Source organism: Marinococcus luteus (assembly GCF_034497705.1).
GTDB classification, from domain to species: domain Bacteria; phylum Bacillota; class Bacilli; order Bacillales; family Marinococcaceae; genus Marinococcus; species Marinococcus luteus_A.
Map to the genome: position 1 here is coordinate 370,814 of NZ_JAXRUV010000002.1, position 12,525 is coordinate 383,338.

12 protein-coding genes are annotated in these 12,525 nt (G+C 51.6%); 10 read left to right on the top strand and 2 right to left on the bottom strand.

Translation table 11 applies throughout. From position 1 onward, the window contains the following. Positions 1–6 precede the first annotated feature (6 nt). A complete protein-coding gene (lhgO, locus tag Q9M42_RS05995) occupies positions 7–1,191 on the bottom strand; it encodes an L-2-hydroxyglutarate oxidase (protein WP_322525598.1) in 1,185 nt (394 codons plus the stop codon). 232 nt (positions 1,192–1,423) lie between these two features. Here lhgO and Q9M42_RS06000 point away from each other — a divergent pair, with 232 nt between their 5' ends. Continuing rightward, entirely contained in the window at positions 1,424–2,203 is a 780-nt protein-coding gene (locus tag Q9M42_RS06000) for a PAS domain-containing protein (RefSeq protein ID WP_322525599.1), read from the top strand. A 40-nt stretch (positions 2,204–2,243) separates the two neighbouring features. Here the strand turns inward: Q9M42_RS06000 and Q9M42_RS06005 are convergent, their stop codons facing one another. After that, the gene (locus Q9M42_RS06005; RefSeq protein ID WP_298786233.1) at positions 2,244–2,432 is read right to left on the bottom strand and encodes a CsbD family protein; all 189 of its coding nucleotides are present in this window, start codon (positions 2,430–2,432) and stop codon (positions 2,244–2,246) included. 105 nt (positions 2,433–2,537) lie between these two features. Here Q9M42_RS06005 and Q9M42_RS06010 point away from each other — a divergent pair, with 105 nt between their 5' ends. The 9 genes from Q9M42_RS06010 (at position 2,538) to Q9M42_RS06050 (ending at position 12,508) form a co-directional block, all read left to right on the top strand. Then, positions 2,538–3,515, top strand: a complete 978-nt coding sequence (locus tag Q9M42_RS06010; RefSeq protein ID WP_322525600.1) for a 2-hydroxyacid dehydrogenase — start codon at positions 2,538–2,540, stop codon at positions 3,513–3,515. 550 nt (positions 3,516–4,065) lie between these two features. After that, a complete protein-coding gene (locus tag Q9M42_RS06015) occupies positions 4,066–5,025 on the top strand; it encodes a 2-hydroxyacid dehydrogenase (RefSeq protein ID WP_322525601.1) in 960 nt (319 codons plus the stop codon). 88 nt (positions 5,026–5,113) lie between these two features. Continuing rightward, a complete protein-coding gene (nagA, locus tag Q9M42_RS06020) occupies positions 5,114–6,319 on the top strand; it encodes an N-acetylglucosamine-6-phosphate deacetylase (protein WP_322525602.1) in 1,206 nt (401 codons plus the stop codon). Then, complete coding sequence (nagB, locus tag Q9M42_RS06025) at positions 6,316–7,071, top strand: glucosamine-6-phosphate deaminase (RefSeq protein ID WP_322525603.1); 756 nt, start codon at positions 6,316–6,318, stop codon at positions 7,069–7,071. The genes nagA and nagB overlap by 4 nt, the downstream gene beginning before the upstream one ends. 27 nt (positions 7,072–7,098) lie before the next feature. Further along, a complete protein-coding gene (locus Q9M42_RS06030; RefSeq protein ID WP_322525604.1) occupies positions 7,099–7,821 on the top strand; it encodes a GntR family transcriptional regulator in 723 nt (240 codons plus the stop codon). A 94-nt stretch (positions 7,822–7,915) separates the two neighbouring features. Next, entirely contained in the window at positions 7,916–8,374 is a 459-nt protein-coding gene (locus Q9M42_RS06035) for a flavin reductase family protein (RefSeq protein WP_322525605.1), read from the top strand. A gap of 109 nt (positions 8,375–8,483) precedes the next feature. Further along, positions 8,484–10,265 carry a sigma-54-dependent Fis family transcriptional regulator gene (locus Q9M42_RS06040; RefSeq protein WP_322525606.1) on the top strand — a complete coding sequence of 594 codons (1,782 nt, stop codon included), beginning with the start codon at positions 8,484–8,486 and terminating at the stop codon, positions 10,263–10,265. Positions 10,266–10,460: 195 nt separating this feature from the next. Continuing rightward, positions 10,461–11,474, top strand: a complete 1,014-nt coding sequence (locus Q9M42_RS06045; RefSeq protein WP_322525607.1) for a thiamine pyrophosphate-dependent dehydrogenase E1 component subunit alpha — start codon at positions 10,461–10,463, stop codon at positions 11,472–11,474. Continuing rightward, complete coding sequence (locus Q9M42_RS06050; RefSeq protein ID WP_322525608.1) at positions 11,474–12,508, top strand: alpha-ketoacid dehydrogenase subunit beta; 1,035 nt, start codon at positions 11,474–11,476, stop codon at positions 12,506–12,508. Before Q9M42_RS06045 ends, Q9M42_RS06050 begins: the two co-directional genes overlap by 1 nt. The last annotated feature ends 17 nt before the right edge of the window (positions 12,509–12,525 follow it).

The window sequence follows — 12,525 nt, forward strand, 5'->3', positions numbered from 1 at the left end:
AGAAGGTCATCCTTTCACTTTTTGGGCTATCGTTTTACCGATTTCAAGAGAAGCTGTTGCTGCAGGCGACGGGGCGTTTAATACGTGGAGACTGCGGGAGCCCGCAATGAAGAAGAAATCGTCCATCAGCGTTCCGTCTTCCTGAAGAGCCTGGGCGCGTATCCCCGATTCGCCGGGCACAAGCTCATCGGCTGAAAGAGAAGGAATCAGCTGCTGCAGCTCTGCGGTAAATGCCTGTTTGGAAAAGGAACGCACGTATTCCTGCGCCCCTGCCTTCCAGTACCGGGAAGCAAGCTTCCTTAACCCGGGGGAACGGAGGTGCTCCCAGGCATCTGCCGGATTAACCGCCATTTTGCCGTACCCCTCCCGCTCAAAGCTTAATACGGCATTCGGGCCTGCTTCTACGCCTCCCCGGCTCATGCGGGTGAAATGAACGCCGAGAAATGGAAAGGCCGGGTCCGGTACCGGATAGATGAGCCAGGAAACTTTATGTTCAGCCTCCGGAGCGAGCGTGTAGTATTCCCCGCGGAATGGGACAATACGGACATCTGTATGGTAGCCGGCCATGCGGGCGATTTTATCGCTCTGCAGCCCGCCGCAGTTGATGAGCTTCCGTCCGGTAAACGTCCGGTCCGGGGTAGTGACGCTCACACTCTGTTCAGCCTCCTGAATTTGTTCGGCCTGCTGTCCGATCAGGATAGCACCGCCCCGCCGGCGGATTTCGGCAGCAAGAGCCTGGGCGACTCCGCCGTAATCGACAATGCCGGTTTCAGGCACGAGCAATGCGTGCCGGGCGCTTACATATGGCTCTCGTTCTGCAAGCTCCTCAAGCGACAGGTAGCGCGGCTGCAGCCCGTTTTGTCTGCCGCGCTCGTAGAGCTTCCGCAGCTGCAGCAGTTCACCTTCATCCCTGGCGGCAATGACTTTTCCACAGATCGTATAGTCGACCCCGTGCTGATCGCAGAAAGCAGCGAGCGATTTCCGCCCCTTTTCTGTAAGAACAGCCTTCAGGCTGCCGGGGCGGTAATAAATGCCGGAATGAATAACACCACTGTTTCTGCCTGTCTGATGAGAGGACAGATGAGATTCTTTTTCTAAAACGACTACTCCGGCGCCGGGTTCTTCTTCAAGCAGCGCATAAGCTGCAGCAAGTCCGACGATTCCGCCGCCGATAATGATATAATCGTACATATCGAAGCTCCTTTAAACGACAATTTTTTAACAGAGACTGCTTACGCACAAGCATACCCGTTTTTTTAAAACTTACAACGGGACCATTTTTTGAAAATCAAGTTTCTATTATAATGAAAAAGGATTGTATTCCGAAAAGAAAAATTGGAAGTTTACCGTGCTGCAGAAAAAAGGAATAACATATATGAGGTACATAAATAAACACTCAGATTGGGAAAGGATTGCACACGCCATGGACGAGTTTAACGATGATATTCTGACAGATTCGTTAATTTTAAAAGCGATCGATCATTCGAAGGTCGGACTGGTTATCACAGACCCGAATAAGGAGGATAATCCCATCGTTTATGTGAACCGGGGTTTTACCGATGTTACCGGCTATACGTACGAAGAAAGTGTAGGATATAACTGTCGTTTTCTTCAGGGGGAAGATCGAAACGAGCAGGCAATAGAAAATATGAAACGGGCATTGGCCGCCCTGGAAGAATACGTCCTTGAGCTCGAGAATTTTAAGAAGGACGGCACGCCGTTTTGGAATGAAATTTATATTGAGCCCATTTATATGGAGAACCGTCTGTATTTTCTCGGCGTCCAGCGCGACATTACCCGGCAGAAAAAATACAAAGACGATCTGGAGAAAAGCGAACGTCAGGTGGACCGGCTCTCAACGCCAATCGTGCCGATCACAGAAAAAATATCTGTGCTACCGGTGGTGGGGGATTTGTCCTATGAACGGTTTGAAATGATCTTTCATAAAATTTCCGAAGCGTATGGAAATATCCATTATGAAAAACTGATTCTTGATCTTTCCGGCATGGATGAGTACGACGAGCAGGTGGCTGACAGCATTATGAATCTGCATCATCTGCTCCGCCTTCTCGGATCAGAGCTGATTGTGACCGGGATCAGGCCGGAGCTTTCAATGGCTTTCACGTCGCAGAACATTTCGCTTTCCTATCTGCGTACCGCAGCTACGGTGAAAGAAATGCTGCAGGAGCTCGGAATATCGTAAAAAGCCGGAATACTAAGGATTCCGGCTTTACCAATGCTGCTTATTTTTCCTCGTCCTGCCTTTTAGCGTCGCCGGCTTTGTTCTGTACTTCGCCTTTTACTTTATCCTTCTTGGCGTCGCGCTGCATTTTCGGATCGTCCTTGGCATTGCCTGCCTGATCCTTCGCTTCGCCCTTTACTTTATTAACAGCGCCCTTTACTTTATCGCTGAAGCCTTTTTTATCTGCCATAAATAAATACCTCCTGTATTAGGTTCGTACTGGGAATATTCCCGGTGAAGCCTGGGATAAAACAATTGATTCTACAAAAATACGTATGCAAAGGAGCACACCTGTATGTCTGTCATTATTGCCTATACGAATCCGCCGGAGCATGTCCGGGAGTACCTTGAAGCAGAGGCGGAGCTTTATGTGATCCGTCCGAATAAAGAACGGGAAAAATTCATGGAGGTGCTGCCGAACGCGGAGGCGCTTATTGGAGCAGGTCTGCCTGTTGATCAGAAGCTGTTGGATAAAGCGCCGGAGCTTCGGGTAGTAAGCAACGCTTCAGCTGGGGTGGATAACCTTGACGTCGGTCTGCTGACAGACCGGGGCATTGTAGTTACAAACACTCCGTCGGCAGTTATCGATACGATGGCGGACACGATGTTTGGGCTAATGCTCGGCGCTTCGAGGCGTCTGATAGAGATGCATGAGCTTGTTAAAAACGGAGAATGGGACCGGAACGCGCCGAAGGAATGGTTCGGCTTGAACGTTCATCATAAAAAGCTCGGCATCCTTGGCATGGGAGGCATAGGGAAGGAAGTAGCCCGCCGGGCAAAGGAAGGCTTCCGGATGGAGGTCAGCTACTATAACCGTTCACGGCACGAACAGGCAGAAAAAGAAACCGGAGCCGTCTATGAGCAGCTCGATGATCTGCTCGCTTCGTCGGACGTAGTAATGGTACTGCTGCCGCTAACCAGTGAAACCAGGCATATGCTGGGTACAGAGGCTTTCCGGAAAATGAAATCAACAGCGGTATTTCTGAACGGAGGGCGCGGGTCTGTAGTGGATGAACAGGCGCTGATCACGGCACTCCGGGAAAAAGAGATTTTCGCGGCAGGGCTCGATGTGTTTGAAGAGGAACCGCTGCCATCGGATCATCCGTTTTTCACGATGCCCGAAGTAACGCTGCTTCCTCATATCGGCACCGGTACGACGGAAACTCGGGAAGCGATGTACATGGAGGCAGCCGAGCAGTGCATAAAGGCCCTCAAGGGAGAAAAGCCGGAAGCCCTCGTCAATGAGCAGGCATGGGGCAAAGGCAGAAAGTAGCCCCCCCCCGGAAGCAGACAGGAGGCGGCTTTGCAAATAAGAAGAACCGCCCTCTGTATGCGAGAACGGCTGTCTTTTTCAGCTTTTATATGAGCGCTTCATGATTTCAGCGCTTTTGTTTGCGGTTTTTCCACCATTTTCGTACATACGGATAAACAAAAGGTCCAACTTTGACAGCCATTTTAATTAGTTTTCTCATAGTAGATAACGTCCTCCATCTTCAAATTCTTACTTAAAGAATACCCTGTTGAAGGACGTGGTAATCATGAAGTTCGGTTTCAGCTGCTTTTGCGTTTACGGAATTTCCGCTTCGAGGCCTGCTTTGGTTGTTTGACCTGCTGTTCCCCGTTTTTGATAAGGTCTTCCTGCATGCGTTTGCGGGCTTCAATAAATAACATGAAAATGCCCCTTTCTTTTGAATATTGTACAGGGACTATTCCCAGGGTAAAACGAAGATAAAACATCGTTTTTAAAGAAAATGAGCTTATAAAGGAGCTATCAGTGAACAAACAGTGAAAATCACTGAAAATGGGGCGAAAGGAGAATATGTATGGAAAAACCATTAGTCGCTGCCTATAACCGGGTTAGCAGAGAGGCTCGTGAAAAACTAGCAGAAGTGTGTGAAGTCCGTTATTTTGAACGCAGTGAAACGCTTGAAGATCCGGCGTTCCGCGAAACGATGGCTGAGGCTGCAGCCATTATCGGTATCGAATATGAAATCGATGAAGCTTTTCTCGAACAGGCTCCAAACCTCCGTATTGCCGCCAACGTTTCTGTTGGCTACGATAATCTGGATCTGGAAGCTTTAAAAGCCCGGGGCGTATATGCTTCCAATACGCCGGAAGTGTTAAACGATACGACAGCAGACGCTATTTTCGGCCTGCTGCTGGCCGCGGCCAGACGCATTCCGGAAACTGACCGCTACGTTAAAGACGGAAGGTGGCAGAACACGCTCCCAGATGATTATTTCGGTGTGGACGTGCACCACCGGACGCTCGGCATAATCGGCATGGGGCGGATTGGGGAAGCAATTGCCAAACGGGCCCGTTTTGGCTTTGATATGAATGTTTTATATTATAACCGTTCACGAAAGCACGAAGCGGAGGAAAAATACGGCGTTTCGTGGACAGAACTTGAACCGCTGCTCGAACAATCGGATTTTGTCTGTACGATGACACCGCTCACCAAGGAAACGTATCACTTAATGAACGAAGCCGCTTTTCAGCGGATGAAATCGTCTGCTGTATTTATTAACGGTTCCCGGGGAGGCGTCGTGGATGAACAGGCGCTTGTCAAAGCGCTTCAGAATCAGTGGATACGGAGTGCTGGTCTGGATGTATTTTCGGAGGAACCGGTGCCGTCCGACCATCCACTGCTCTCGTTTCCACATGTGGTGACGCTTCCGCATATCGGTTCCTTCACCGAAGAAAATGAAAACAATATGTCGCTGCGGGCGGCGGAAAATGTGCTGCAGGTATTGAACGGCCAGAAGCCTCAGGATCAGCTGTAAAACAGGAGAGGGCTCCTGTTTTTTAGTGCAATTGGTATAGACAACTATATTTTATACTGGTACGATATAGAAAAGGAGGGGACTCGTAGTGGAAGATACTATTATATATTCAGCGACTATTGTAAACGCAGACCGTACCTCAACCGACCAGTTCATCTGGATCCGCGGGCAGACAATCCACCGGACAGGAAGCATGGACCGCCTGCAGGAGGTGCCGGAGGAAACGCGCCGCCGGGCAACGATGGTGGACGGCTCCCGGGGCTTCTTTATACCGGGCATGATTGATATGCATATTCACGGCGTCCAGGGAGCAGACGCGATGGACGGTACCGTGGAGGCACTGGAAACAATGGCCCGGGTGCTGCCGGCTGAAGGTACAACAGCGTTTCTTCCAACTACGATTACCCAGAGGAGCGAGGAGATTACCAAAGCCCTGGAAGCGGTGGCTGAACACCGGAAAGCAATGCCGGGAGAAGGACGGGCGGAGATTGCAGGCGCTCACGTGGAAGGCCCGTTTTTTGAACCTTCCAAAGCCGGGGCCCAGCCGGCTGAATTCATGGTCCCGGCTTCGGTGGAGCTGTTTGAAAAGTGGCGTCATGCTTCCGAAAATGCGATCCGGGTTGTCTCACTGGCTCCGGAGCATGACCCGAATTTTACGCTGACCGCTCACCTGCAAAGCATTGGGGTCGTCGCTTCCGCTGCACATTCGAACGCCTCCAAAGCGCTCGTGGACGATGCAGTAGAGAATGGGCTTTCGCACATCACCCATTTGTACAACGGCATGAGCGGGCTGCATCACCGGGAGCCCGGCGTTGCTGCCGCAGCGCTTTTAAATCCCGGACTTACTATTGAAATTATCGCAGACGGCGTCCACAGCCATCCGGACATGGTCAAGCTTGCCTATCAGGCAGCCGGTCCCGGGCGGATCTGCGTTATTACTGATTCCCTGCGGGCTAAAAATCTGCCGGACGGTTCATATGATCTCGGCGGCCAGCAGGTAACGGCGGCCGGAGACAAGCCGTATCTGGCAGATGGCACGATTGCCGGAAGCATGCTCGCTATGGATCAAGGCTTCCGCAACATTCAGGCGTTTACAGGCTGCAGCCGTGAGGAAGCGGTGCGTATGACCTCCTGGAACGCCGCGCATGAAATAGGACTCGCAGAGCGGAAGGGCAGCATTCAGGCTGGGAAGGATGCCGATATTGTCTGGATGGACGCCAGTATGCATATACAGAAGGTCTGGTGCCGCGGAAGCATTGCCGCGTTCGAACAGAAGGGAGAAGTGAAGCCGTGAAGCTTATCCGAGTGGCTGACAGAGAAGTATTGAGCGTACATGCGGCAGAAATGATTGCCGGAAAAGTGAAGGAAAAACCGGACTGTGTGCTGGGCCTGGCTACCGGTGGTACACCGGAGGGCACGTATCAGCAGCTGAAAAATATCTATGACCGCGGGGAGCTGGATCTGTCCCGTGTTACGACATTTAACCTTGATGAGTATGCCGGCATGCCGAAAGACCATCCGCAAAGCTATCATGCGTACATGCAGCACAAAGTCTTCCAGCCGCTGCAGCTGCAGCCGGAACAGACGCATCTTCCAAATGGCACAGCCGATGACCTGGAGGAGGAATGCAGGCGCTACGAAAAGCAAATTGCTGCAGCCGGCGGCATTGATATGCAGCTTCTTGGCATTGGTGAAAACGGCCACATCGGATTCAATGAACCCGGCACCTCCTTTTCAAGCCGGACGCATGTGATACAATTGAAACCGTCAACCAGAGAAGCCAACGCGAGGTATTTTACGACTATTGAAGACGTGCCGAGGCAGGCGGTAACCATGGGAATTGAAACCATTATGGACAGCCGCGAGATTCTTTTGCTCGTGTTTGGCAGACGTAAGAAAGAAGCGCTTCTTCGTCTGCTTGAAGGAGAGGTGCAGGAAGACTTCCCGGCTTCCGTACTGAAAAAGCACTCCAGCGTGACGGTGATTGCTGATGAAGAAGCGCTGGCAGATGTTCCCAAAGAGGTGTTGCAGCGCTTTACCGGGTGAAAACGTGGAAACGGGAGGAGGCCGTAAATGAAAATTAACAAAAAATCCCCGCTGCCGATTTATTATCAAATACAGGAAATGATCCGTGGAAAGCTTGAGAGCGGCGAATGGCCTCCGGGCTACATGCTTCCGTCCGAGCGTATTTTTGCTAAAGAATTTGATGTGAGCCGTATGACAGTCCGCCAGGCGGTGACGGAGCTTGTAAGTGAGCAGCTGCTGACGAGGGAAAAAGGCAAAGGCACGTTTGTAGCTGAACCTAAGATTGAACAGATGCTTCAGGGCCTTACGAGCTTTACCGAGGATATGAAAGCGCGTGGCATGAAAGCAAGCAGCGAGCTGCAGCTGTTTCAAATGGAAGAAGCGGATGCGGCAACAGCGAGACTGCTTCAGCTGAAAGGCGGATCGGTCTATCGGATGGAGCGGCTGAGGCTCGCAGATAATAAGCCGATGGCGCTTGAGAATTCGTATCTGCATGCAGAGATGTTTCCCGGCCTTGGCGAAGAATCGGCATCAGGCTCTATTTATAATCGGCTCGAGCAGGATTATGGAATTACAATTGGGTCCGCCGATCAGTCCCTTGAGGCATCCCTTGCGTCGGAGCGTGAAGCAGAGCTTCTCGGCATTGTACCGGGAGCCCCGGTTCTTTTAATTTCCCGGACTACGTATACTGCGGAAGGGGAGCCGTTTGAACACGTCATTTCTTCCTACCGCGGAGACAGGTACAAGTTCCGTATTCATATGCCGCGGTAAGAGCGGTCGAAGCGGCTTTTCTGGTTTTCTCGGCTGATTTACGTTAAAATGCTCGCAGGATAACGATTAGCTGATAATGAGGGAGGCCGCACAAATGGATGATCGATTGTTTAAAGCAGCCATGGGCAAATTTACGACCGGTGTTACGGTACTTACGACGGAGCTTGAAGGGACAGTCCATGGTATGACGGCAAATGCGTTCATGTCTGTTTCACTTGAGCCAAAGCTGATTCTCATTTCCGTTGCGAAAACGGCATCGATGCACGAATATATGCAGCAAGCAGAGCAGTTTGCCATCAGTGTTCTCGGCAACGGCCAGGAGGCAGTATCGCGCTACTTTGCCCGCCAGACAGAAGACGACGCAGAGGTGAGCTTTGAGCGGTTTGAGGACCGTCCGGTCATTGAAGGAGCCATCACACAGCTTGCCTGCACGAAATATAACGAAGTCGACGCCGGGGACCATACGCTGTTTATCGGTTCCGTGGAAAATGTGACGGTGCAGGATGAAGCACCGCTTGTTTACTTTGAAGGCAAATACCGCTATATGGAATAACTCATCCGGCTTTTGGCCGGGTGTTTTTTTATGTTCCGGCTCTTTTTTCTCCAGGAAGGACGTGCTACATTATATATAAGAAAACGCTTTCAAAAGAGAGGTGCGAGTCATGAATAAAGCGGAATGGAACCGGTGGTCGGAGACGGGGATGCTGGACCGGACACGGATGGAAAAGCGGATCGCAGAGTCATGGCATACATGTGCACGGGAAGGAGTCGATCCAGCTGGAGGCATCGGTCAGCTGCCAGAACGAAAAGAATGGATGGCCTACAAAAAAGAACGGGAAATGTATTTGGAAGCAGCAGACCCAATGCTCCGGCAGCTGCAGGGATTTTGTGAGGATATGAAGCTTTTGCTTCTGCTTACGGATGAACAAGGCAAAGTGCTCTACATCAATGGTCATCGGGACGCCCTTGCTCATGCCTCGAGCATTCATTTTGGGGAGGGAGTCACCTGGACCGATCGGGCAGTGGGGACGAATGCCATCGGTACCAGTCTTTCTACAGGGGAGCCGATTGTGGTAGTAAAAGAAGAGCATTACGCTAAAGCCTCCAAAAGCTGGGAATGCGCAGCTGTACCGGTATACGACGGTAAAGGGGGCATCCTTGGCGTGCTTGATATGTCGAGTCCCTTTGGTTTTACGCATAAAGAACAAATCATGGGCACGGTGGTTTCAGCGGCATTTGCGATTGAGCGCTCCTGGCAGGAAAAGCTCCGTCAGCAGGAAATCGAGCTGCTTCAATACGCCCTCGCAGGCGACCATACGTTCACACCGTATTTGCTAACGAATGCTTACGGAACCGAAGTGTACCGTCATCCGGAATGGAAGGAAAACGAGCTGGGAAATGATCCGGCCATCAGTAGGCTGGCAGTTCCAATCTATTCTGCAGCCACCCGCCGGCTGCTCGGCTACCGGTATCAGCCGGTGCATACAGAGGTGGAAAAAAAGAAGGTGCCACCGGCCCGGCCTTTCTTCCGGGGGGAAGCCGTAGGGGTAAGCCCGGCCTTTGAACAAACGATCGCAGAAGTGAAAAAGGCTGCCAAACAATCGGTGTCCGTTCATCTTTTCGGTGAGACGGGGACGGGCAAGGAGGTTATGGCAAGACTCTTGCATAACAATAGTGAATACCGAAATGGTCCGTTTATCGCAGTCAACTGCGGGGCTATTCCGGAAAACCTGCTTGAAAGCGAACTGTTTGGCTACGAAGGCGGCGCATTTACCGGGGCGAAGAGGGGAGGCGCCGAGGGGAAAATTCGAGAAGCGAAAAACGGCACCCTCTTTTTAGACGAAATCTCTGAAATTTCCTCGGCAGCCCAGGTGGCATTTTTACGGGTATTACAGGAAAAACGGGTCACGCCGGTTGGAAGCAGAGACTCCATCCCGGTTAATTTCCGGCTAATTACTGCAAGCAATAAAAATATTACCGAACTCGTTCAGGAAGGAAGCTTTCGGCAGGACTTGTATTACCGCATTTATGTGTACCCGCTCACGCTGCCGCCGCTCAGGCAGCGGATGGAGGACCTGCCGGAGCTGATCCGCTATATTTCAGAGAAACAGGGATGGAGCACCAACTGGCCGAAACAGCTGCTCGCCCAGATGGCCGGCTACGATTGGCCGGGCAACATTCGGGAGCTCTTTAATGTACTGGAGCGCATGTATACGTATTATGAAGGAAGTGTACCGATGGACGTACTTCTTGAGCCTTTTCTTTCTGCTCCGGAAGCCCGGAAGCTCACGGCGAGCCGGTTTACGTACCGGGAGCAGATGGAGTGCGACCGGATCGAACGGGCGCTTGAAGCCTGCAGCGGCCGTGTTGCTGCTTCGGCCAAACAGCTTGGGATGGCGAGAAGCACGCTTTACCGGAAGCTGAAAAAATATGGACTGGAATAATTGCGACAAAATGAGACAAACCGGAGCATGATGCTCCAGATTGTCTCATTTTTTTGTGGAGCAAAAGCCTGAAACTGCAGCGGCTTGCCTGAAAATAACGCAGATACTGTTGGCACAAAACTTGCAAGTGTATAGGGCGAGAACGCCCGCAGGCTTCTTTTGCCTGCAATAAATGAATATTAAAGGAGGATCAGTATGGAAGCGTCCAACACAAGAACGCAGACGATGGATTCCCATCAGGCCATGTGGATGTATCAAAAAATGTCTGAAATCCGGTATTTTGAAGATACTGTCCATGAAACGTTCAGCAAAGGAGTGCTGCCGGGATTTGTTCATTTGTATGCAGGTGAAGAAGCGGTGGCAGTCGGCGTATGCGCGCACCTGAATGACAAAGACAGCATCACAAGCACTCACCGCGGGCACGGTCACTGTATCGCAAAAGGTTGTGATCTGAACGGTATGATGGCGGAGATTTATGGCAAAGAAACCGGGCTTTGCAACGGTAAAGGCGGCTCGATGCACATTGCTGACATCAGTAAAGGCATGCTCGGGGCCAATGGCATCGTTGGCGGCGGTTTTCCGCTCGCTACTGGCGCCGGTCTGACAGCGAAGCTGCAAAACACGGGAGGCGTGGCGGTCTGCTTTTTTGGAGACGGGGCCAATAATCACGGCACGTTCCATGAGGGGATTAATATGGCGGCTATCTGGAATCTGCCAGTCGTTTTTGTTGCCGAAAACAACGGCTACGCTGAAGCAACTCCGTTTTCCTACGCCTCGAGCTGTGAAAATATCGCCGATCGTGCAGCCTCCTACGGCATCCCGGGGGAAATTGTTGATGGCAAGGACGCAATGGCTGTATACGAAGCGGCAGCACGGGCAGTTGAAAGGGCAAGAAACGGCGAAGGCCCTTCCTTGATTGAATGTAAAACGTACCGGAACTACGGTCACTTTGAAGGCGATGCCCAGAAATACAAAGGCTCGGAGGAACGTGAAGAGCATCTGAAGGACAAAGACGCGATTTTACAGTTCCGCCAGTATATGCTCCAGCACAACCTTTCCAATGAAGAAGGGCTGAACAAGCTGGATGAACAGGTGAAAGCTTCCATTCAGGCCGCTGTCGAATTTGCAGAAAGCAGTGATTATCCGGATGCAGGCAGCTTAATAACTGACGTGTATGTAGATTACACGAACACAGGGAGGGAGTCGTAATGGGGAGGACCATCAGCTTTTCTGATGCAATTAATGAAGCACTTGCCGAAACGATGCGAAGGGATAAAAACGTTATTTTAATGGGTGAAGACGTAGCTGGCGGCGCGGCCGTCGATCATCTTCAGGACGAGGAAGCCTGGGGCGGGGTCATGGGTGTCACGCAGGGGCTGGTGCAGGAATTTGGCAGGGACCGCATTCTCGATACACCGATTGCAGAAGCAGGCTATGTCGGTGCAGCCGTCAGTGCAGCAGCAACTGGCATGCGCCCGGTAGCGGAACTGATGTTTAACGACTTTATTGGCAGCTGCCTCGACGAAGTTATGAACCAGGGGGCGAAGCTGCGGTATATGTTCGGTGGTAAAGCGAAGGTACCGCTGACCATCCGGACGATGCACGGAGCGGGTTTTCGTGCGGCGGCCCAGCATTCGCAGAGCCTGTACGGAATGTTCACTGCAATCCCGGGGCTTAAAACGGTCGTTCCCTCCACGCCGGCAGAAGCAAAGGGACTCCTGATTGCAGCAATTGAAGATGATGACCTGGTCGTCTTTTTTGAAGATAAAACGCTCTATAATATGAAGGGAGAAGTGCCAGAGGGTTATTACAAGACCGATCTCGGCAAAGCGGACATTAAGCGCGAAGGCAGTGACGTCACGATCGTTGCTATCGGCAAGCAGGTGCATACCGCGCTTGAAGCGGCAGAACAGCTGTCGGCTAAGGGCATTCAGGCAGAGGTTGTAGATCCGCGAAGCCTGTCGCCTTTGGATGAAGATACGATTTTAGCTTCAGTGGATAAAACCAACCATTTAATTGTCGTGGACGAAGCGACCCCGCGCTGTAACGTAGCGACCGATATTGCCGCGATGGTTGCAGATAAGGGGTTTGATTCCCTCGATGCACCGATCAAACGAATTACCGCTCCGCATTCCCCGGTACCATTTTCGCCGGTCCTCGAGGATCTGTATCTGCCGTCGGCGGACACAATCGTCCGAACCGTCATGGAGCTTACTGGTGAAGATACTGCGATGACTATGTAAACGAAAGGAGGGACAGT

Coding starts and splice junctions, on each gene's coding strand:
- Q9M42_RS06040 (WP_322525606.1), top strand. CDS start 8,484: ATGAATAAAGCGGAATGGAACCGGTGGTCGGAGACGGGGATGCTGGAC.
- Q9M42_RS06045 (WP_322525607.1), top strand. CDS start 10,461: ATGGAAGCGTCCAACACAAGAACGCAGACGATGGATTCCCATCAGGCC.
- Q9M42_RS06030 (WP_322525604.1), top strand. CDS start 7,099: ATGAAAATTAACAAAAAATCCCCGCTGCCGATTTATTATCAAATACAG.
- lhgO (WP_322525598.1), bottom strand. CDS start 1,191: ATGTACGATTATATCATTATCGGCGGCGGAATCGTCGGACTTGCTGCA.
- Q9M42_RS06000 (WP_322525599.1), top strand. CDS start 1,424: ATGGACGAGTTTAACGATGATATTCTGACAGATTCGTTAATTTTAAAA.
- Q9M42_RS06015 (WP_322525601.1), top strand. CDS start 4,066: ATGGAAAAACCATTAGTCGCTGCCTATAACCGGGTTAGCAGAGAGGCT.
- Q9M42_RS06050 (WP_322525608.1), top strand. CDS start 11,474: ATGGGGAGGACCATCAGCTTTTCTGATGCAATTAATGAAGCACTTGCC.
- Q9M42_RS06005 (WP_298786233.1), bottom strand. CDS start 2,432: ATGGCAGATAAAAAAGGCTTCAGCGATAAAGTAAAGGGCGCTGTTAAT.
- Q9M42_RS06010 (WP_322525600.1), top strand. CDS start 2,538: ATGTCTGTCATTATTGCCTATACGAATCCGCCGGAGCATGTCCGGGAG.
- Q9M42_RS06035 (WP_322525605.1), top strand. CDS start 7,916: ATGGATGATCGATTGTTTAAAGCAGCCATGGGCAAATTTACGACCGGT.